This is a genomic window from Streptomyces sp. NPDC054849 (genome assembly GCF_053610945.1).
On the sequence record NZ_JBSGZI010000040.1, the window covers coordinates 26,164 to 44,562 of the forward strand.

18 protein-coding genes are annotated in these 18,399 nt (G+C 72.9%); 11 read left to right on the forward strand and 7 right to left on the reverse strand.

Annotated elements, in window-relative coordinates:
• Window positions 1-47: 47 nt before the first annotated feature.
• On the forward strand, window positions 48-797 hold the full coding sequence (locus tag ACWGIF_RS19190; protein WP_453498789.1) for a GntR family transcriptional regulator: 750 nt from the start codon (window positions 48-50) through the stop codon (window positions 795-797).
• A 9-nt stretch (window positions 798-806) separates the two neighbouring features.
• Here the strand turns inward: ACWGIF_RS19190 and ACWGIF_RS19195 are convergent, their stop codons facing one another.
• Window positions 807-971, reverse strand: coding sequence for a hypothetical protein (locus tag ACWGIF_RS19195; protein WP_453498792.1), 165 nt, complete (start codon window positions 969-971; stop codon window positions 807-809).
• 136 nt (window positions 972-1,107) lie between these two features.
• On the opposite strand from ACWGIF_RS19195, the gene ACWGIF_RS19200 reads away from it, so the two are divergent.
• Window positions 1,108-2,232 carry a type ISP restriction/modification enzyme gene (locus ACWGIF_RS19200; RefSeq protein ID WP_453498867.1) on the forward strand — a complete coding sequence of 375 codons (1,125 nt, stop codon included), beginning with the start codon at window positions 1,108-1,110 and terminating at the stop codon, window positions 2,230-2,232.
• A 221-nt stretch (window positions 2,233-2,453) separates the two neighbouring features.
• On the opposite strand, the gene ACWGIF_RS19205 is transcribed toward ACWGIF_RS19200, so the two are convergent.
• Window positions 2,454-3,179: a TetR/AcrR family transcriptional regulator gene (locus tag ACWGIF_RS19205; protein ID WP_453498795.1), complete on the reverse strand. Its 726-nt coding sequence runs from the start codon at window positions 3,177-3,179 to the stop codon at window positions 2,454-2,456.
• A gap of 73 nt (window positions 3,180-3,252) precedes the next feature.
• Here ACWGIF_RS19205 and ACWGIF_RS19210 point away from each other — a divergent pair, with 73 nt between their 5' ends.
• The 3 genes from ACWGIF_RS19210 (at window position 3,253) to ACWGIF_RS19220 (ending at window position 6,413) form a co-directional block, all read left to right on the forward strand.
• Window positions 3,253-4,224, forward strand: coding sequence for an ATP-binding cassette domain-containing protein (locus ACWGIF_RS19210; RefSeq protein ID WP_453498798.1), 972 nt, complete (start codon window positions 3,253-3,255; stop codon window positions 4,222-4,224).
• Window positions 4,221-5,009, forward strand: coding sequence for an ABC transporter permease (locus ACWGIF_RS19215; RefSeq protein ID WP_453498801.1), 789 nt, complete (start codon window positions 4,221-4,223; stop codon window positions 5,007-5,009). The genes ACWGIF_RS19210 and ACWGIF_RS19215 overlap by 4 nt, the downstream gene beginning before the upstream one ends.
• A 207-nt stretch (window positions 5,010-5,216) precedes the next feature.
• Window positions 5,217-6,413, forward strand: coding sequence for a CaiB/BaiF CoA transferase family protein (locus ACWGIF_RS19220; protein ID WP_453498804.1), 1,197 nt, complete (start codon window positions 5,217-5,219; stop codon window positions 6,411-6,413).
• A 50-nt stretch (window positions 6,414-6,463) separates the two neighbouring features.
• Here the strand turns inward: ACWGIF_RS19220 and ACWGIF_RS19225 are convergent, their stop codons facing one another.
• Window positions 6,464-6,733, reverse strand: a complete 270-nt coding sequence (locus ACWGIF_RS19225) for a hypothetical protein (RefSeq protein ID WP_030720225.1) — start codon at window positions 6,731-6,733, stop codon at window positions 6,464-6,466.
• 279 nt (window positions 6,734-7,012) lie between these two features.
• On the opposite strand from ACWGIF_RS19225, the gene ACWGIF_RS19230 reads away from it, so the two are divergent.
• A complete protein-coding gene (locus ACWGIF_RS19230; protein ID WP_453498808.1) occupies window positions 7,013-8,797 on the forward strand; it encodes a serine/threonine-protein kinase in 1,785 nt (594 codons plus the stop codon).
• On the opposite strand, the gene ACWGIF_RS19235 is transcribed toward ACWGIF_RS19230, so the two are convergent.
• Window positions 8,767-9,579, reverse strand: coding sequence for an SGNH/GDSL hydrolase family protein (locus ACWGIF_RS19235; protein WP_453498811.1), 813 nt, complete (start codon window positions 9,577-9,579; stop codon window positions 8,767-8,769). The two genes, ACWGIF_RS19230 and ACWGIF_RS19235, sit on opposite strands and share 31 nt — an antisense overlap.
• A 200-nt stretch (window positions 9,580-9,779) precedes the next feature.
• Between ACWGIF_RS19235 and ACWGIF_RS19240 the strand changes: the two genes are divergently transcribed.
• Complete coding sequence (locus ACWGIF_RS19240; RefSeq protein ID WP_453498814.1) at window positions 9,780-10,877, forward strand: DUF5925 domain-containing protein; 1,098 nt, start codon at window positions 9,780-9,782, stop codon at window positions 10,875-10,877.
• 433 nt (window positions 10,878-11,310) lie between these two features.
• On the opposite strand, the gene ACWGIF_RS19245 is transcribed toward ACWGIF_RS19240, so the two are convergent.
• The gene (locus ACWGIF_RS19245; protein WP_453498819.1) at window positions 11,311-11,697 is read right to left on the reverse strand and encodes a GntR family transcriptional regulator; all 387 of its coding nucleotides are present in this window, start codon (window positions 11,695-11,697) and stop codon (window positions 11,311-11,313) included.
• A gap of 71 nt (window positions 11,698-11,768) precedes the next feature.
• Between ACWGIF_RS19245 and ACWGIF_RS19250 the strand changes: the two genes are divergently transcribed.
• The 3 genes from ACWGIF_RS19250 (at window position 11,769) to ACWGIF_RS19260 (ending at window position 14,323) form a co-directional block, all read left to right on the forward strand.
• Entirely contained in the window at window positions 11,769-12,710 is a 942-nt protein-coding gene (locus ACWGIF_RS19250) for a GNAT family N-acetyltransferase (protein ID WP_453498822.1), read from the forward strand.
• Window positions 12,707-13,189, forward strand: a complete 483-nt coding sequence (locus ACWGIF_RS19255) for a DUF402 domain-containing protein (protein ID WP_453498825.1) — start codon at window positions 12,707-12,709, stop codon at window positions 13,187-13,189. The genes ACWGIF_RS19250 and ACWGIF_RS19255 overlap by 4 nt, the downstream gene beginning before the upstream one ends.
• 303 nt (window positions 13,190-13,492) lie before the next feature.
• On the forward strand, window positions 13,493-14,323 hold the full coding sequence (locus ACWGIF_RS19260) for a tRNA(His) guanylyltransferase Thg1 family protein (protein WP_453498828.1): 831 nt from the start codon (window positions 13,493-13,495) through the stop codon (window positions 14,321-14,323).
• On the opposite strand, the gene ACWGIF_RS19265 is transcribed toward ACWGIF_RS19260, so the two are convergent.
• Entirely contained in the window at window positions 14,320-15,936 is a 1,617-nt protein-coding gene (locus tag ACWGIF_RS19265; protein ID WP_453498831.1) for an MFS transporter, read from the reverse strand. The genes ACWGIF_RS19260 and ACWGIF_RS19265 overlap by 4 nt on opposite strands.
• Before the next feature lie 382 nt (window positions 15,937-16,318).
• Between ACWGIF_RS19265 and ACWGIF_RS19270 the strand changes: the two genes are divergently transcribed.
• Window positions 16,319-17,407, forward strand: a complete 1,089-nt coding sequence (locus ACWGIF_RS19270; protein ID WP_453498834.1) for a lytic polysaccharide monooxygenase auxiliary activity family 9 protein — start codon at window positions 16,319-16,321, stop codon at window positions 17,405-17,407.
• 54 nt (window positions 17,408-17,461) lie between these two features.
• Here ACWGIF_RS19270 and ACWGIF_RS19275 read toward each other — a convergent pair whose 3' ends face one another.
• Window positions 17,462-18,322, reverse strand: coding sequence for an esterase/lipase family protein (locus tag ACWGIF_RS19275; protein ID WP_453498837.1), 861 nt, complete (start codon window positions 18,320-18,322; stop codon window positions 17,462-17,464).
• Window positions 18,323-18,399: the final 77 nt, after the last annotated feature.

An 18,399-nucleotide genomic window follows, 5' to 3' on the forward strand; every position in this document is an offset into this window, starting at 1 on the left:
TTCATGCGCCGCACGTCACCTCTGTCCAGCCATTCGGAGATCCACCCGTGACCGCCTTCGCCCCCGACTCGCTGGTCCTGAACCGGAAGCTGCCGCTCTGGTATCAGGTGTCGCAGTCCCTGCGCGCCTCGATACTGGGGCGCACCCCGGACGCCTCGCTGCGCCTGCCCACCGAGGAGCAGCTCGCCGAGCACTACGGGGTGAGCGTGCTGACCATGCGGCAGGCGCTCAAGGAGCTGGAGGGCGAGGGCCTGATCAGCAGGCACCGGCGGCGCGGCACGTTCATCGAGCCGGGCGCGCTGCGCAGCGCCCCGGTCCGGCTGCTGGGCTCGGTCGACGCGATCGTGGCCCAGCAGTCGGGCGACCGCACGACGATCCTGGGCCACGGACGGACCGCCGTGTCCGGGGAGCTGCTGGAGCACTTTCCGGGCACGGCGGAGGTGGTCACGTACCGCCGCCTGCGCCACGACCGCGAGAGCGGCGAGCCGACCAACTGGGTGGAGAACGCCGTCCTCCCCGAGTTCGCCGGGGCGGTGGACCTCGCCGATCTCGAACGCTGGCCGATGACGAAGGTGCTGCGGGACGTCGTGGGCGTGCGCATCAGCCGGATCACGGACACGGTCGAGGCCCGGCTCGCCGACCCCGAGACGGCCGAGCTGCTCCAGGTCCCGCTACTCAGCCCGATCCTGCACTACACGGGCGTCACGTACGACGAGGACGGCCGGGTGGTGGACGTGGCGCGGATCCGCTACCGCGGCGACCGGTTCTCCTTCACGGTGACCGTCGACGCGCACTGACCGGCGGCGTCACTTCTTCTCGTCGTTCTCCGCGGTGCGCTCGCCCTCGGCCTGGGAGGGCGTGGTCCGCATCGTCTGGGGGTGCCGCTCCTTGCGCTGCTTCTCGTCCATGTCCTCGTCGAGGCGCTCGCCCTCGGCCTGCGACGGGGTGGAGTATTCGTCGTACTGGCTCATGACCGTCTCCTCGGTCGATACCGTACGTATGCGTACATAAGGAGCGTAGCTCTTCGGCCTGGACGCAGCCCGGCCATCGGATCCCGTCGCTACCATCGGCGGCGTGAGCGAAGACGTACCGCTGCTGGACGACCTGATGCCCTGGGCCGTGGGCGGCCTGCGACTGGGCCGTGACTGGGTGGCCGCACCCGATCCGGCGGCCCTGCGCGCCCGCTGGGCCGCCCTGACCGGCTCCGAAGGGGCCGAGCGGGAGCGGCTGTTCCGCCCGAGCCGCCGCCGCACGCCGACCGCCGGGGCGGCCGCGCTGCCCGGCCGGCGCTCGGCGGCCACGGCGCGGTTCGCCGACGCTCCCGGCCCCTGCCCCGACCCGGTACGGGTACTGCGCGAGCCCTTCGACGAGCAGTGGCTCCTGCCCGACCAGCGGCTCATCGACACGGCCCGCCCGGAGCTCTGGCGGGTCCGGGACGAGCACCAACTGTTCCTCGTCGAAACCCCGGAGCCGCTGGTCACGGCGCACCTCCCGGCCGGCCGGCTCGGGCGGATCCGCCCCCTGCACCGGCGCCCCGGCGGCGCCGAGCCGAATCTCGCCCCCGGCCTGCTGCCGCTGCTGAGCGAGCGGCACGGCGGCTGGGTCACCCCCGAGGACGTCCTGTGCTGGATCCTCGCGGCGGGCCGCCCGGGTCCGCGGGGGTACGAGGTCCCGCTCGCCGCCGACCCCGCGCGCTGGCGGGCCGGTCTGGAGCTGGGGCACCGCCTGCTCACCGTCCAGCTGCGCGGGGGCCGCGGGGGCGAACCGCCCCGGCTGCCCGGCGGGCGCCGCCCGTACGTCCGCTCGGCGGTCGGCTCCTGGCCGCACGCGCTCGGGTACGACCCCGAGACCGAGACGCTGAGCGTCGGCAGCGGGACCGTCTCCCCCGTGCCCGCCGGGGCCTGGGAGTACGAGGCGCGGGGCACGCGGGTACTGGAGGCCTGGTTCGCCGCGCGCACCGCGCACCGCGGCCCGGACGCCGACGGGCTGGAGGCGCTGGGTCCCGCCCAGTGGCCGCAGAGCTGGACCTCGGAGCTGCTCGCCCTGGTGACCACGCTGGCGCTGCTGGCCGACCTGGCCCCGGAGCGGGCCGCGTTCGAGCCCGGGCCGGGTCTTCCGGCCGAGGCGCTGCGCGCGGCCGGGGTACTGCCCGCCCCGGCCTGGGCCCGGCGCCCGGCCTCGGTGCTGGACCACCACGAGGAGGGCCCGGGCGGACAGTTCGTGCTTCTCTGAGCGGGCTGCGGGCATGCGGGCTCCGGGCTTGCGGGCTTGCGGGCTTGCCGGCTTGCGGGCTTGCGGGCTTGCGGGCCGCTGGCTCCCGCCCTCACAGCTCCCGACTCACAGCTCCGGCTCCGGGCTCCCGACTCCGACTGCGGCCCCGATTGCGGGCCCCGCTCCCTGCTCAGGGCTTCCCGCTCTCCGGCTCCCGGCTTGCCACAGGGCTTTGAGCGGCCCTACGCGCCCCAGGCCCCCAGCAGCCGTGACACCGAGCGGTCGAAGACAGCGGCCATGTCCAGCCCCGCGCCGGGGACCGGCCCGCCGCCCGTGAGGGCCGCCGCCAGTCGCGGGTACTGCCCGGTGGCCAGGCAGGAGCCGAGCCAGGCCGTCCGTACGCGCTGCTCCTCCGCCTCTCCCCAGGGCAGCGACCTGGACCGCTCGGCCAGCGCCAGTTCGCCCGCCACGTACGTCGCGACGGTGCCGTTGACCGCGGCGACGAGCTCCAGCTTCTCGCCGTCCGGCACGTCCAGCGGCGCCAGGCAGTCCAGGCTGTGCTCCAGATAGCGCAGGGCGTGGGGACTGAAGCCGTAAACGGGGGTCAGCAAGCGCGGCAGCCACGGGTGGCGGTGCATCAGCGCCCGCGTCTGGCGGGCCAGCGCCAGCAGGTCGGCCCGCCAGTCGCCGGTGGGCGCGGTGAACTCGTACTCCGCGCTGACCGCGTCGACCATCAGCTCGTACAAGTCCTCCTTGCGCGGCACGTAGTTGTAGAGGGACATCGTCCCCGCACCGATCCCGGCCGCCACACGCCGCATGGACACGGCTTCGATCCCCTCCGCGTCGGCGATCCGCACCGCCTCGGACGCGATCGACTCGCGGCTGTGCGCGGGCCTGGGGCCCCGGCCGGTCCGCGGTGGGCGGGACCAGATCACTTCGGGTTCAGCGGGTCGCCCGCCGGCAGTCATCGCTCAGATCACCTCGTCGTCTCGCCACCATCTTAGTTACGTACGCCGTACGTAGTGCGGTACGGTGTGCCACATGACGACTACGTACGCTGTACTTAGTGAAGGTCTGGAGAAGAACTACGGAGAGGTCCACGCCCTGCGCGGCCTCGACCTCGCCGTCCCCGAGGGCACGGTCTGCGGTCTCCTCGGCCCCAACGGGGCGGGCAAGACCACCGCCGTCCGGATCCTCGCCACCCTCACCACGCCCACCGGCGGCCGCGCCCTCGTCGCCGGCCACGACGTCACCCGGGATCCCGCCGCCGTCCGCCGCGCGATCGGCGTCACCGGCCAGTACGCCTCCGTCGACGGCGACCTGACCGGCCGCGAGAACCTCCGGCTCTTCGCCCGGCTCGCCGGACTGCGCGGCTCCGCGAGCCGCGCCCGGGCCGACGAGCTGCTGGAGCGCTTCGGGCTCGGCGAGGCCGCCGACCGGGTGACCTCCACCTGGTCCGGCGGCATGAGGCGGCGCCTGGACCTGGCCGCCGGCCTGATCACCCGCCCCCGCGTGCTGTTCCTCGACGAGCCCACCACCGGCCTGGACCCGGCGGCCCGCGAGCAGATCTGGACGGCCGTACGGGAACTCGTCGACAAGGGCGCCGAGGGCACCTCCGTACTGCTCACCACCCAGTACCTGGAGGAGGCCGACCGGCTCGCCGACGAGATCGTGGTCGTCGACCACGGCCGGGCCGTCGCCACCGGCACCCCGTCCCGGCTCAAGGCCCGGATCGGCGCCCGCGCCGAGGTGACCGTCACCGCGCGCGAGGCGCTCGCGGGGGCCGCCGTCGTCCTCGACCAGCTCACCGGCGGCCGGCCCGTGCTCGACGAGGAGCGGCTGACCGTCGGCGTCACCGTCCTCGACTCCGGGCTCACCCTGCCCCGGATCATCCGCGAACTCGACACCGCCGGGGTGCCGGTCACGGACGCGAGCCTGCGCCCGCCCACCCTCGACGAGGTCTTCCTGCGCCTCACCCAGGCCCGCCCCACCGCCGAGGAGTACGCCGCATGAGCACCCTGCTGTCCGACGGCGGAGCCGTCCTCACCCGCCAGCTCCAGAAGGCCCGGCACGCCCCGGCGCTCCTGATCCTCACCCAGACCATGCCGATCACGATGCTGCTCTTCTTCGGCTACGTCTTCGGCAGCGCCCTCGCCATGCCGGGCGCGGAGTACCGGGAGTTCCTGGTTCCCGGGCTGCTGGCCGCCACCGCCGCGAACGGCCTGATGACCGGCATGTTCACGGCGGCGCAGGACGCCCACCGCGGGGTGATGGACCGCTTCCGGACCCTGCCGATGAGCCGCACCGCCGTGCCGCTCGGGCAGACGGCGGCCGACCTGCTCACCACGGGCCTGTCGATGGTGCCGTTGATGCTGGTGGGGCTGGCGATGGGCTGGCGCATCGAGAACGGCCTGCCCGGCGCGCTGGGGGCCCTGGGCGTGCTGCTGCTGTTCCGCTTCGCCACCGCGTGGGCGGGCACCTATCTCGGCCTGGTGAGCAGGAGCGAGGAGGCGGCGGGCCAGCTGGGCAGCGCGACCTTCGTCCTGCCGCTGCTGTCCAGCGCGTACCTGCCGACCGCCGGACTGCCCGGGTGGCTGCGCACGGTCGCCGAGTGGAACCCGATCAGCGCCGTCGCCACCGCGGTGCGCGAGCTGTGCGGGAACGCGGGGGCCGAGGCAGGGGCGGGCGCGGCCTGGCCCGCAGCGCATCCCGTGGCCGGGGCGCTGCTGTGGTCGGGGCTGCTCTTGGCGGTGTTCGTACCGCTGGCCACGCGCAGGTTCGCACGCGGGCAGGGCTGACGCCGGATCAGGGCCCGGGCTGACCGCACCTGAACGGGGGCGCGGGGCCCAGGGTGCGGGATCGGGGTGCGGCAGCGGGGTGCGGCCGGACGTCCGACGGCGGACGCCGACACCGAACGCCCGAGCCGGACGCGGTCGGCGTGCGGATGACGCATGTCACCACTCCGCCAGGTGACAGTTCCCGGTCCGACCCGGTAGGCAGGGCCCATGGCTACCGAACCGCTCCCCCTGGACGGCATCACCGTCGTCGCCGTCGAACAGGCCGTCTCGGCCCCCTTCGCCACCCGCCAGCTCGCCGACCTCGGCGCCAGGGTGATCAAGGTCGAGCGTCCCGACGGCGGCGACTTCGCGCGCTCCTACGACACCGCCGCGCACGGCCTCGCCTCCCACTTCGTCTGGGCCAACCGGGGCAAGGAGTCGATCGCCCTCGACCTGAAGGACCCGCGCGGCCGGGAGGTCCTGCACGGACTGCTGGCCGGAGCCGACGTCTTCGTGCAGAACCTCGCGCAGGGAGCCGCGGCCCGGCTCGGCCTGGACTCGGCCGCGTTGTGCGCGCGTTACCCGCGGCTGGTCGCCGTGGACGTCTCCGGCTACGGCGCCGAGGGCCCGTACGCCCACAAGCGCGCCTACGACATGCTCGTGCAGTGCGAGGCGGGGCTGGTGTCGGTGACCGGCACCCCGGAGCAGCCCGTCAAGGCGGGCATCCCGGCGGCGGACATCGCGGCGGCCATGTACGCCTTCTCGGGGGTGCTGGCCGCGCTGCTGCGCCGCGGGGTCACCGGGCGCGGGGGCAGGGTGGAGGTGTCCATGCTGGACGCGCTCGCCGAATGGATGGGGCATCCACTGCACCACACGATGCACGGCGGGGAGCAGCCCGTGCGCACCGGCCTCGCGCACGCGGTGATCGCGCCCTACGACGCCTATCCGACGGCCGACGGGGACCGGGTGCTGCTGTCGGTGCAGAACGACCGCGAGTGGCGGCGGCTGGTGGAGCGGGTGCTGGAGCGGCCCGAGTTGGCCGACGATCCGGCGTACGCGACGAACACGGCCCGCACCGGGAACCGGGAGAAGACCGACGCCGTGGTGGCGCAGGCGTTGGGCCGGCTGGGCGCGGACGAGGCGATCACGCGGCTCGAGGCGGCGGGCATCGCCTGCGCACGGCTGAACTCGGTGGCGCAACTGGCCGGACATCCCCAACTGGCGGCCCGGGACCGCTGGCGGGAGGTGGGATCACCGGCCGGTCCGCTGCGGGCCCTGCTGCCGCCGATCGGGCTGCCGGACGGCGCGGCACCGCACATGGGTGCGGTGCCCGCGCTGGGCGAACACACCGAGGCCCTGCTGCGCGCCCTGGGGATGGCGGGCGCGCAGATCTCGGAACTGCGCCGGGACGGTGTGATCGCGTAAGGCCGGGAAGCCGGACGCCTAAGGGGCGAACGGCCGTGCTGCGGGGACGGTTACGAGCGGCGGCTGCCGAAGAGCGTGCGACGCAGGCGGCGCAGCGGCGCGAAGAGCGAGACGCGCGCGCTCCTGCTCCGCAGGCGGTGCGTGTGGTCGCGGGAGGTGAGCTCGCGCATCAGCAGCGTCGCCTCGGCGGTCTCCCGGTGCGGGACGGCAGGACCGCCCAGCACGGCGAGGTGGCGGTCGAGGCGCGAACTGGTCGCACCGCTGCCGCAGGTGATGGCAGGCACGCGAGGCGGCCTGCTGCGCATTGCTATTTGTTCCATGATCTCTCCCCACCCGTACGAGGGCACCCGGCCCGGGCAGGTTAACCCTAACGCCCTCGCGTCGCGCTCGGGTATCCCGGTGGTGTGAATTACCCCTATGGGGACGGGGAGTTGACGATTACTCAGCGGAGTCGACCGTCACTCTCCGCACAGACGTCACGCTGCGCAGGGCCCCTGCCCGAGTCGCGTCACGACAGGGGCCACTTGGCCCACACTGCGCTAACTTGGAGTGATCACCTGATGACCCATGGGCGCACAGGAACACACCGGGGGGCCCGCGTGAGTGAGGAATCGAACTCCGATCGTGTCATCTCCGGCCGGTACCGCCTGCTGGAACCGATCGGCCGCGGAGGGATGGGCATCGTGTGGCGGGCCCGCGACGAGGTCCTGGCCCGCGACGTGGCCGTCAAGGAGGTCCGGGCGCCGGCCGGGCTGGAGGCCACCGAACTGCAGCGCATGTACCGGCGGCTGGAGCGGGAGGCCTGGGCCGCCGCCAGGGTGTCGCACCGCGGGGTCGTCACCGTCTACGACGTGGCGTCCGAGGACGGGCGCCCCTGGATCGTGATGGAGCTGATCCGCGGGCTCTCGCTGGCCGACGTGCTGGAGGCCGAGGGGCCGATGACCCCGCAGCGCGCCGCGCACATCGGGGAACAGGTACTGGCCGCGCTGCGGTCCGCGCACGACTCGGGTGTACTGCACCGGGACGTGAAGCCGGCCAACGTGCTGATCGCCAACGACGGCCGGGTGGTGCTCGGCGACTTCGGGATCGCGAGCCTGGAGGGCTCCTCCGCCATCACCATGCCGGGCGAGGTCGTCGGCTCGCCCGAATTCCTGGCCCCCGAAAGGGCGTTGGGGCGCGAACCCGGATCCGAGTCGGACCTGTGGTCGCTCGGGGTCATGCTCTACGCCGCCGTCGAGGGCGTCTCGCCGTTCCGGCAGGCCACCCCGCTGGACACCTTGCGGGCCGTGGTGGACGAGGAGGTGCCGCGGCCGCGCCGGGCCGGTCCGCTGGAGCCCGTACTGGAGGGGCTGCTGCGGAAGGACCCGGCCGAGCGGCTGCCCGCGGCGGAGGCGGCCCGGATGCTGCGGGTGGTGGGCGCGGGCGGGGCCGTACGGGCGTTGGGCGGGCCGGTGTCGGGGCCGGACACGCCGACGGCCACCACCCGCCACCGGCAGGAGCCGCGGGGCGGTGGAGTACAAGGGGTGCCGGGGGTGCCGGGGGTGCCGGGGGCTCAGGAGACGCCGGGGGTGCGGGGGATGCGGGGGTCGCCGTACGGGCAGCCCACGCCGCCACTGCCCGCGCCCCCGCCCCACCCGGCGGCGCGCGAGAGCCGCGCCGGGCTGGTGCTGACCGTCGGGATCGGGGTGCTGCTGCTGGCCCTGGCCGTACTGGGATGGCTGTTGCTGAAGGATCGCCGGCCGGCCGGCGGCGGCGGGAACGGCGGCGCTCCGACCGGCACGGCCGGCAGCGCCCAGCCCGCCACCACGCCTCCCTCGGCGGCTCCGTCCGCCTCGGCTCCGGCCTCGGCCTCGGCGTCGGCCGGTGCGGCGCAGCACGTGTCCGTGTACGTCGACACCGTGCGCTCCGCGTACACGGGCAGCTGCCCGCCTCCCGCAGGGCACGCGCCCGCCTTCGCGGCCACGGTCGAGGTGGAGCGCACTCCGGTCGTGCTGGAGTACCGCTGGGCCACACGGAGCGGACGGACCTCGGGCGCGGGCTGGCAGCCGGTCACCTACGAGGCGGCCGGGCCGAAGAGCCGGCGGCTGGAGCACACCGAGCTCACCCACGTCCCGGAAGGAACCTTCGACGACGCGGTCCGCCTGGAGGTCCGGGGGCCGGCCGAGGTGGCCACTCAGTGGGTGGACACCTCTGTGACGTGCAGGAAGGAGACCCCGACGGGCGGGGCCTCCTCCCCTGGACCGAGTCCGTCACCGGCCACGCCTACGGCGAGTGTTCCGGCGACCCCTGCGGAGGCGGATCAGGTGGATCAGGCGGATCAGGTGGGTCAGGTGGATCAGGTGGATCAGGTGGATCAGGCCGCGTTGGTGAAGACCGGCAGGTAGCCGCTGGACTGCCCGGCGGCCGTCGGGTGGTACGACTCGGCGATGTTCAGCCAGTTGACGCTGTGCAGCCACGCACTGCCGGAGCAGATCTCGTGGCCCGTGAAGGAGCCGGCGACCGAGGCGAAGCTGAAGCCGTGGTCGGCGGCGCGTTTGGCGATGGCGGCGTTGAGGTGGTCGGCGGCGCCGTTGATGGCGGCGCGTTCCCCCTCGGTCAGGCCGGTGGTGCAGGTGCCGTTCAGCTTGTAGAAGCGGGGATAGCCGATGACGACGACCTGCGCGCCGGGCGACCGGCTGTCGATGGCGTCGTAGACCTGGTCGAGGCGGCCGGGGAGGGTGGAGTCCACGTAGATCTTGGCCTGGTTCACGCGGCTGATGCAGGTGGATTCCGACTGGAGCACACAGGTCGTCATGACGTCGGAGAACCCGGCGTCGTTGCCGCCGATGGTGATGCTGACCAGGTCGGTGCCGGAGTTGAGCGGGGCGAGCTGGTTGGCGAGGACATCGTTCGTACGAGCACCCGAGCAGGCGGTGAAGGAGAAGGTCTGGGGGGAATGGGCGGCGGCCCACAGGGCCGGATAGGCGCGGGTGGTGCGCTTGCAGTTGCCGCTTGCGGAGTCGTAGTTGCCGGCGCCGAGGCCGGAGGAGTACGAGTCGCCGAGGGCGACGTAGCCGAAGTCGGCCCGGGCGGCGGCGGCCGCCTGGCCCGCGCCGAACAGGGCTGCGCCCGCGGCGAGTAACAGGGAGGAGGTCAGGGCGGCGAAGCGCGACGGTTTCCAGCTCATGTGTGCGGCTCCTTGTGGGGGTTACTCCTGAGTCCGTGGTACAAGCAGCCGAGGCTCACTGGAAGTGTTCATGCCAAGAATGTTCAGGGCAGAGTTGCGGCCCGAATCTTCACTCCGAATGCGTTTGAAGAGGGAACTTGGGCACCCGATCCGGCGAAACACGGGTGCACGAGGGCACCGTGTGCCGGATCATGGGCGCCATGCCAGCCAACCCGCATGACGCGCTGCCGATCCGGCTCAACGTCGACGACAGCGATTCCCCGTCGGATGTCGTCGACGCGCTGTTTCTCGGCCGGTTCGCATCCGGCGAGCAGCCGTACTCGCACAGCGTGTCGATCGAGCGGGTCAAGGCGGAGGCGACGTTGCTGCCGCCGGAGGCCACCGTGCTGCGCTCGGCGCGCGACAGCGACCGGAGCGCCACCCTCGCCGAGGGCGAGGGCTGGACCGTGCTCGTCTCGCGCTGGAGCCGGGGCGCGGACGTCACCGTGACGGCGGTCAGCGACGAACTCGCCGCCAGCGTGCTCGGCACGGCCACGGAGGGGGTGCAGGACGAACCGGAACCGCAGCCGGAGAACGTCACGATGGGCTTCTGGTACGTCTCCCCGCGCCGCGGCCCGTACCGGACGACCCGCCAGATCGCGGCCGGGACCTGGGCCGAGGTGCGGCCCAACTACACCGCGCCGGTGGCCGGGGCGATGGACCGGCTGATGAAGCTGACCCCGGACGACATCGCGGGGCGGCTGCTCCTGCTGCACGGCCCGCCCGGCACGGGCAAGACCTCCGCCCTTCGCACGCTGGCCCGGTCTTGGCGGGACTGGTGCCAGGTGGACTGCGTCCTGGACCCGGAGCGGCTGTTCAACGACGTGGGCTACCTGATGGACATCGCGATCGGCGAGGACGAGGGCACGGCGAAGGGCCGCTGGCGGCTGCTGCTGCTGGAGGACTGCGACGAGCTGATCCGCGGCGAGGCACGCCACACCGCCGGGCAGGCGCTGTCGCGACTGCTGAACCTGACGGACGGACTGCTGGGGCAGGGCCGCAACGTCCTGGTCGGCGTGACGACCAACGAGGACCTGGAACGCCTCCACCCGGCGGTGGTCCGGCCGGGGCGCTGCCTGGCCCGCATCGAGGTCGGCCGGCTGACCCACGGGGAGGCGGTGGACTGGCTGGGCACCGACGAGGGGGTCTCCCGCGATGGCGCCAGCCTGGCGGAGCTGTTCGCCCTGCGGCGCGGGACGGGGCCGGCGGCGATCCTCCCGCCACAGCCGCACAGCTCCGAGGCGGGCCTCTACCTCTAGCCTCCGGCGGCGGGCGGGACACGGCGGCGGGGCCCGTGCCTCGATCGCGGGCGCGGCGCGCAGACCGGGGCTCGGCCCCGAAGCCCGTGCCTCAAGCGCGGGGCTGGATCGTTCGGCCCCGGTGGCTTCGAGGCGCGGGCGCGTCGCGCCGCAGGTGGTTCGGGACGCAGTTCGCACCGGGCAGACCGCACGGGCGGCCGGGCGGCCGGGCACGCGGGCCGTCGGGCGTACGGGTGTCGGCCGACAGACGTACGGGCGCAGCCGGGACCTAGAGCGGCTCTTTCGGATCTTGTCGGCCGAGCCCGCGTCGTCCGGTGCCGTGCATCGCAAGGCGGAGGAGCTCCCCTCGTACTGGAAGTACTGGGGAGCCCCGACAACGCCGCGAGGTGCGGCACCGGACAACGCGGGCCCGGCAAGATCCGAAAGACCCGCCCTAGCGGGCGGCGTACCGCGCCCGGAGGGCTTCGGTGGCGGCCGCGACCGCCTCGGCCTGCGTCAGGCCCAGCCGGTGAGCCCGCTCGGCGTACGCCTGCGCGGCAGCCGCGGCCTCGCGGGACGCGCCCTCCGCCGCCGCGACGAACGTCCCGTTGCGGCCCCGCGTCTCGATCACCCCGTCCGCCTCCAGCGCCCGGTACGCCTTCGCGACGGTGTTGGCGGCCAGTCCCAGCTCCTCCGCCAGTCCGCGAACCGTCGGCAGTTTGAAACCCGCCGGCAGCTTCCCCGACCGGGCCCGGTCGGCGATCTGCGCGCGCAGCTGTTCGTACGGGGCGGCCGACCCGGCCGAGCCGTCGATGGTGATCTTCAGGTTTGTCGAGGTCACGCGGGTGATTGTCCCCCATCGCCGGTTAATTGGGAGGCGCCCGGCGGGAGAGCGCCCGTAGCGTCTGCCGCATGACCGTATCGATCCGCGACCTCCGCCCGGGTGACCCCTCGGACGCGGAGTCCGTCGTGCGGGTACGGCGCGCAGCCCTGCCCTTCATGATCGCCACCGCCGCGGGCGTGGCCTTCGAGCTGTCCTGCGCCCCTCCCGCGAAGCACTACCGCATCCTCGTCGCCGAGACCGCCGGGGGCGAGGTGGTCGGCACCGCCCAGGCCGGCATCGCCTACGACAGTCCGGAGCCCGGTCAGTCGTTCGTCAACGCGTACGTCGACCCCGCCCGCCGCGGTCTCGGCGCCGGCCGTCTCCTGCTCCGGGCCGCCGAGGAGCACCTCGCCGCGCAGGGGGCGGTGGACGCGTACACCTGGGTACTCGACGCGCCCGCCCATCGCGCCTTCGCCGAGCGGCGCGGCTACCGGCCCAGCCGCTCCGCACACTTCCTGCGCCTGGACCTGACGGCGGCCGCGCTGCCCGCGCTGCCGCCGGTCCTCCCGGCCGGGGTCGGACTGCTTCCGGCCTCCGCCTTCGCCGCCGATCCGCGTCCGCTCTTCGAGGCCGACGCCGAGGCGACCGCGGACGAACCAGGCGACGTGGCGGCCGTTTTCGACGACTACGCGGACTGGCTCGCGCACACCTGGAGCAACCCGTCTCTCGACAAGGAGCTGACCACCGTCGTCCTGGTCGACGGGGTGGTGGCCGCCTTCTGCGCCACCGAGACCGACGGCGCCGGCCGCTACTCCTCGGCGATGACCGGCACCCTGCGCGCCTTCCGCGGCCGGGGCCTGGCCAAACTCGCCAAGACGGCGTCGCTGCACCGCGCCCGCGCGGCCGGGTACACCGAGGCCTTCACCGGCAACGATGCGGCCAACGGCCCGATGCTCGCCATCAACGAGTGGTTCGGATACGAGATCTGCGCGACCGAGACGCGCTACACGAAGAGACTGGAGACCGTGTGACCGAGCAGCTGACCATCGTCCTGACCAAGGCCGGACGGACCAAGATCCGTTATCCGGCGGCGCAGGTCGCGGACGACGGCGACCGGATTTCCGTGCGCGCCCCCTGGGCGGCCGAGGGCGTACGGGACTTCGGCTTCGTCCGCTTCGAGCCGGGTGACGTGTTCGTCGAGCACTTCTGGCGGACGCGCTGGTACGCGGTCAAGGAGGTGTGGACCGGCGACGGCGTTCTGAAGGGCTGGTACTGCGACGTCACGCGCCCGGCCTTGGTGCAGAGCGGGGAGATCCTCGTCGAGGACCTGGACCTCGACCTGTGGGTCTCGGCGGACGGGTCCTCCGTCCTGCGACTGGACGAGGACGAGTTCGCCGGGAGCGGGCTCGCCGCGAGCGACCCGGAGGCGGCCGCCCAGGCGGTACGGGCCCTCGACGCACTGGACGACCAGGCCCGGACACCGGCGGGCCTGGCGGCGCTCCTCGCATAGCGGAGGCGGCGGGGGAAGGCGGGGTTAGACGGGGCAGGCGGGGTCAGCCCGGGGTGGCTGGGGCAGCCGGGTGGCAGGGACGAGGGGGTTGCTGGGGCGGCACGCGCGGCGACCCTCCCGTGGGGAGCCGGGAGGGCGCCGGGCCCGGGATGGTCCGGAGCCACACCCTATGCACGGGCCCCGGCGGGCGGGTAGGCATATGACAGAGGAGATTCCGGCTCTCCGCACGCCCGCCCCGTGCGCGGCCCGTCGCCCGGGCACCCGCCGATAGCCTGAGGCCGGTCATCACACCTGGGGGGCACCATGCGCGGCACCACGGCACTCGGCGACCGGATGAAGCGGTACGAGGCCGCACACCGAACGGTGCTGCCCCGCCGCACCTACACGATCCTGCGCCTCGACGGCCGCGCCTTCCGCACCTACCTGGCCGACGCCGACAAGCCCTTCGACATGGGCTTCGTCGCCGACATGGCCGCGGTCACCGAGGCGCTCTGCGCCGAAGCGGCGGGAACGGCACTCGCGTACACGCAGTCCGACGAGATCAGTCTCCTCCTCACCGACTTCGCCTCGGCCGGGACCGAACCCTGGTTCGGCGGCGTCACGGCCAAGCAGCTGTCCGTCTCCGCGTCCTTGGCCACGGCTGTGCTCAATGAGCGCCGGCCGGGCCGGCGGGCGCTCTTCGACGCCCGCGTCTTCACGATGTCGGACCCGGTCGAGGTCGCCAACTACTTCGTGTGGAGGCAGCGCGACGCCGTCCGCAACAGCATCTCCATGGCCGCTCAGGCGCACTTCTCCCACAAAAGGCTGCAGCGGGTGTCCAGCGGGGCCGTGCAGGAAATGCTGTGGTCGGAGGCGGGTGTGAACTGGAACGACTACCCGGCGGCCTGCAAGAGGGGCCAGGTCGCCGCACGGCTGACCGGTGAGCGGGAGGTCGAGTACGCCGACAAGCGCACCGGCGAGACCGTGCGGACGGCGGCCGTCCGCTCCTGGTGGGAGGTTTCCGCCGCGCCGCATTTCACGACCGGGCCGACGGGGTGGCTCGCCCGGGTGATCCCCGTGCTGCCCGCGTTGACGGCCTCGCCCGGCCTCGGCGGGGCAGCGCCGGCCCGGCAAGATCCGGAGGACACGCCCTAAGGCTCTGGCGAGCGCGGCTGGGTCGTGGGGATGCGATGGGTGAAGAACATCGCGAGGAGGGCGGCGAGGGCGAGGATGGCGAGCGCGGCCTGGAGGCCGTCGAGTCGTGCCGCGGCGTTCGCGTCCAGGGCGCCCTGGGTCACCTCGCTGCTGGTGCCGGCTTCGTCGAGGGCCGTCTTGAGCTGCGCGTCCGAGAGGAAGGGTGCGCCGCTCTGGATCTTGACGGTCGCCTGGCTCTTGACGCTGTCCGGGATCGCCGGATTCTGCTCGACGCTGGTCAGGAAGGACGTGGCGAGCGCGGCGATCATGATCGACCCGGCCAGTGCCGTACCGATCGAGGCGCCGAGGTTGGTGACGGCGTTCTGTACGCCCCCGACCTCTGCACTTTGTTCTTCCGGTACCGCGGACACGGTGACCGCCCCGAGCTGGGACGCCAGCGCGCCCATGCCGAGGCCGATCAGCAGCAGGGGGACGGTGACGACTTCAGCACCGGCGTCCGCGTCGAGCGCGGCCATCAGGACCACCGCGCCCGCGAGCAGGGCGAGGACCCCGAGTCGTACCACCCGCCGCGGCGAGACGGCCGGGAGGAAGCGGGGGATCAGGACCGCGGCCGCCAGCAGGGTCACGGACAGCGGCAGGAGACGGGCACCGGTCTGCAGTGCGGACAGGCCGAGGGCGACCGACAGGTAGAGCGGTACGACGAAGAACACGCCCATCTGCACGAGGTACTGGAAGAAGAACATGGTCAGTCCGCCGGTGAGCTGTCTGTTCTGCAGCATGACCGGGTCGAGGAGCGGCTCCCTGCGCTGTTCCCCGAGGCGGGCCTCCCAGCGGAGGAAGAGCCAGATCAGCAGCAGACCCGCCAGCATCAGCCAGACGACCAGCGAGATCCCGAGCCACGACGGCGCGTCGGGCTTCGGCTGGAACCAGCCCCATTCGTCCGAGCGGAGCACTCCGTAGACGAAGAGCCCGAGGCCGAGCGCGGACAGCACGACGCCGAAGAGATCGATGCGCCGGCGTTCGCCGGTCGGGGCGTCGGCGATACGGCGGGCCAGCACCAGGATGCCAAGCACCACCAGCACCTCCCCGGCGAACACCCACCGCCAGGAGAAGTACGTCGTCGCGACACCTCCGATGAGCGGCCCGACCGCGATCGCCACGGCACCTGCCGCCGCGACGAGTCCATAGGCGGCGGGACGGCGTTCGGCGACGAAGTTCCCGGCCACCAGGGCCACGATCGCGGGCAGGATGAGCGCCGCCCCGATGCCTTCGAGGAGCGCCCAGCCGAGCAGAAGTACCGGCAGATTCGGTGCGAGCGCCGTGGTGAGGGAGCCGGCCCCGTAGATGCAGCAGCCGATCAGGAACGCGCGTTTGCGGCCGATCAGCGCCCCGACCTTGCCACCGGGGATCATGAACATCGCCATCACGAGGGTGTAGGCGGTGATCGCGCCTTGGATGCCCGATACGGTCGTGCCCACATCCTCGGCCACTGTCGCGATCGAGACGTTCATGACCGAGCTGTCGAGCGCCATCAGGAACTGGCCGGCCGAGAGCGTCAGCAGGACCACCCGTGCTTTTGCCGAACTCTCGGCCGTGCTTGTCCTCGGTGCCATGCGCGGGATCGTCCCAGCCGGCCCGGCGGGCGGACCCGCGACCCGCCAGGCAGATCAACCGATTGGCTGACTGCGCTGCTCCATGCGGACCTACCCGGCCTGCGCCGGTGGCCGCCCCCCGGAACGGCCGGCGGGAAGCCGCGGTCCTCGGGCGGAAGGGCTCCGCGATCCGGGTTCCTGAGCGCCCTCTTACCTCGACCTTAAGAGGACCCTAAGGATCCGCTCCGGGGGCCCGGAGGCGGCAAAACCCATGGTCCGGGCGGCTAGCTTGGCTGAGCCAGGACAGGAAGGGCCGGATGTGGCGCCGCCGGGGGGCGGCGCCACGGGGCCGATTCCGATTCCGCCGGCGCTCCCCTGCCTTGTGCCCGAAGGAGATCCACCCATGCCCGCACGCCGCCGCACCGTGACGCTGACCCGTATCGCCGCCGCCGGTATCGCCCCGCTCGCGCTGGCCTCATATGCCGTCGTTCCCGCGGCCGCGCACGGCTCGATGACGGACCCCGTCAGCCGGGTGGCGGCGTGTTACGCGGAGGGCCCGGAAGCGCCGAAGTCGGCGGCGTGCAGGGCGGCCGTCGCAGCGAGCGGAACGCAGGCGTTCTACGACTGGAACGCGGTGAACATCGCCAACGCGGCCGGGAACCACCGGGCTTTGATCCCGAACGGCCAGCTCTGCTCCGCGGGCAACGACAAGTACCAGGGCCTGGACCTGGCCCGCGCCGACTGGCCGGCCGGCCCGATGTCCGCCGGCGCGCACACCTTCCGCTACAAGGGCACGGCACCGCACAAGGGTTCCTTCGAGTTGTACGTGACGAAGGACGGTTACGACCCGACGAAGCCGCTCAAGTGGTCCGACCTGGAGCCGGCGCCGTTCGCGAAGGCCACCGACCCCGGCATGCAGAACGGTGACTACGTCTTCTCCGGGACGGTTCCGAACAAGTCCGGCCGCCACCTGATCTACAGCATCTGGCAGCGCTCCGACAGCCCGGAGGCCTTCTACACCTGCTCGGACGTGGTCTTCGGCAAGGACAACGGGGGCGGTACGGGAGGCACCGGTACCGGAGGCACCGGTACCGGAGGAAGCGGCACGGGAGGAAGCGGTACCGGAGGAAGCGGTGCGACACCGACCGCCGCGCCCGGCACGGAGCCGGCCACCAAGCCCGGCACCGGAACGGATTCCAAGCCGTCCGAGAAGCCCTCGGCCCCGACGGACCAGCAGATCGCCGCCGGCGCGGACAAGTCCACGGTGGAGCACAACGGCCACGGCGACAACGACCCGAAGACGAACGGCGCGACCGACGCCGCCGTGCCCGTCCCCTCTCCGTCGTCGGCGAACGACAGCCTCGCGCAGACAGGCGGGAGCAGCGCGACCCCGTCGATCGCGATCGCCGGGGCCGGCGCCCTGGCCGTCGGCGCGGCCGTGCTGTTCGGCCTGGCCCGCCGCCGTGCGACGGCGGGCCGCCACGGCCGCTAGTCCGGACCGTTCAGACGGCTCAGACGCTTGAACTGCCGGACCATCTGCGTCCCGTCACTCGAAGACGGAGGCGCAGGTGGTCCGTTCGGCGTGGGCCGGGTCGAGGGCGTTGAGCGCCTCGTGCCAGGCGATCCGGTCGGTGAGCCCGATGGTGACGTGCTCCGAGATGTCCAGGAGGCACAGGTCCTGGAGGACGACGTTGCGTACGTTCGCACCGTCCAGGAAGCCGCTCCGGTACGGCGTCACCACCTCGTCGTACTTGGTGGCGATCACCGTGTACTTCACCCCGGGCACGGTGTCCCCGCCCGCGTTCAGCTTCTGCAGGAAGGCGGATCCGGCGATCTGGTCGGCGAGGCCGGGGGTCGCCGTGCTGATCAGGTCCTCGGCCCCGGGGAAGTACGGGAGGAGCTTGGTGAATCCGAGCAGGGTGGTGCCGTGATTGTCGGGGGCGAGGCCGACCAGTGCGTTGACCTTCTCGGCGCCGCCGAGGAACTTCAGGTAGTAGCGGGGCATCATGCCGCCCTGCGAGTGCCCGATGATGTCGGTCTTGGCGGAGCCGGTGGCGGCGAGCACCTTGTCGACGAAGACGTCGAGCTGTTCGGCGGACTTGTCGATGGGGCCGAGCCCGTGGAAGAAGGGCACGCCGGGCAGTTGCCCGTAGTCGAGCGAGTAGACGCAGTACCCGCGGTGCACGAGGTACGGCGCGAGGCCGAGCCAGTTGTCGACGGAGTTGCCGAAGGTGCCGTGCACGAGGACGACGGGGCGCGGATGCGCGGCGGACGGCTTGCAGGACCAGTTGTTCCAGCCGCTGCTGGGTGCGGATGCGGCCTGCGCGGTGCCGGTGGGGGCGACAAGCGCGGCGGCGGTGAGGGCGAGGACGGCCAGCGGGCGGAGCAGGCGTCTCCAGGGCAGCATCGTGTGATCTCCTTGCGGATCGACTCAAGGGGATGGGGCGGTGGGGGTTCGTCCCGTGATCCGGATCACAAAGGGGC

What these genes read in the sequence shown, in the direction of transcription:
- ACWGIF_RS19195 (WP_453498792.1), bottom strand. Translation starts at nt 971, where the DNA reads ATGAGCCAGTACGACGAATACTCCACCCCGTCGCAGGCCGAGGGCGAG.
- ACWGIF_RS19200 (WP_453498867.1), top strand. Translation starts at nt 1,108, where the DNA reads ATGCCCTGGGCCGTGGGCGGCCTGCGACTGGGCCGTGACTGGGTGGCC.
- ACWGIF_RS19205 (WP_453498795.1), bottom strand. Translation starts at nt 3,179, where the DNA reads ATGACTGCCGGCGGGCGACCCGCTGAACCCGAAGTGATCTGGTCCCGC.
- ACWGIF_RS19210 (WP_453498798.1), top strand. Translation starts at nt 3,253, where the DNA reads ATGACGACTACGTACGCTGTACTTAGTGAAGGTCTGGAGAAGAACTAC.
- ACWGIF_RS19215 (WP_453498801.1), top strand. Translation starts at nt 4,221, where the DNA reads ATGAGCACCCTGCTGTCCGACGGCGGAGCCGTCCTCACCCGCCAGCTC.
- ACWGIF_RS19220 (WP_453498804.1), top strand. Translation starts at nt 5,217, where the DNA reads ATGGCTACCGAACCGCTCCCCCTGGACGGCATCACCGTCGTCGCCGTC.
- ACWGIF_RS19225 (WP_030720225.1), bottom strand. Translation starts at nt 6,733, where the DNA reads ATGGAACAAATAGCAATGCGCAGCAGGCCGCCTCGCGTGCCTGCCATC.
- ACWGIF_RS19235 (WP_453498811.1), bottom strand. Translation starts at nt 9,579, where the DNA reads ATGAGCTGGAAACCGTCGCGCTTCGCCGCCCTGACCTCCTCCCTGTTA.
- ACWGIF_RS19240 (WP_453498814.1), top strand. Translation starts at nt 9,780, where the DNA reads ATGCCAGCCAACCCGCATGACGCGCTGCCGATCCGGCTCAACGTCGAC.
- ACWGIF_RS19250 (WP_453498822.1), top strand. Translation starts at nt 11,769, where the DNA reads ATGACCGTATCGATCCGCGACCTCCGCCCGGGTGACCCCTCGGACGCG.
- ACWGIF_RS19260 (WP_453498828.1), top strand. Translation starts at nt 13,493, where the DNA reads ATGCGCGGCACCACGGCACTCGGCGACCGGATGAAGCGGTACGAGGCC.
- ACWGIF_RS19265 (WP_453498831.1), bottom strand. Translation starts at nt 15,936, where the DNA reads ATGGCACCGAGGACAAGCACGGCCGAGAGTTCGGCAAAAGCACGGGTG.
- ACWGIF_RS19270 (WP_453498834.1), top strand. Translation starts at nt 16,319, where the DNA reads ATGCCCGCACGCCGCCGCACCGTGACGCTGACCCGTATCGCCGCCGCC.
- ACWGIF_RS19275 (WP_453498837.1), bottom strand. Translation starts at nt 18,322, where the DNA reads ATGCTGCCCTGGAGACGCCTGCTCCGCCCGCTGGCCGTCCTCGCCCTC.